The organism is Curtobacterium sp. MCBA15_016 (genome assembly GCF_001865105.1).
GTDB lineage: Bacteria > Actinomycetota > Actinomycetes > Actinomycetales > Microbacteriaceae > Curtobacterium.
This window is the reverse complement of the sequence record NZ_MJGR01000011.1, coordinates 38,812-39,247: the sequence shown is the minus strand read 5'-3', so window position 1 is coordinate 39,247 and position 436 is coordinate 38,812. Positions and strand designations below refer to the sequence as shown.

The window sequence follows — 436 nt, the reverse complement described above, 5'->3', positions numbered from 1 at the left end:
CGAACCCGGCGTCGACGAGCATCGGCAGGACCTTGCGGTACCGCCACCCGGAGTCCGGCCAGCCGTGCGCGAGCAGCACGGGGAGCGCACCCGGCGTCGCCGCGCGGGCGTGCAGCACGTGGATGCCGGTACCGTCCACCTCGACCCGGCGGGACGGCAGTGCGGCGAGTGCCGCCCGGTGCGCGTCGAAGTCGAACCCGTCTGCCCAGTACTCGACGAGCGGGCGCAGCTCGTCGACGTCGATGCCGAGCGACCACCCGGTCCCGGCGGGCGCGTCCGGCCAGCGGGTCGCGCGCAGGCGCGCACGCAGGTCGTCGATCGTCGCGTCGTCGATCTCGGGGGTCTCCGTCATGGCGGCACGCTACGCCCGCCCACCGACAGCCGGTCGCCACGGCCGACACGGTCCTGGTCCGGCACCGGGACGGACTGGAGGCGC

The 436-nt window shown here is 75.7% G+C and carries 1 protein-coding gene; it reads right to left on the bottom strand.

Annotation, left to right across the window (positions count from 1 at the left end; translation table 11 throughout):
• The coding region (locus BIV03_RS05140; protein WP_175475721.1) for an epoxide hydrolase N-terminal domain-containing protein at nucleotides 1-352 on the bottom strand (352 nt) is incomplete at its 3' end.
• Nucleotides 353-436: the final 84 nt, after the last annotated feature.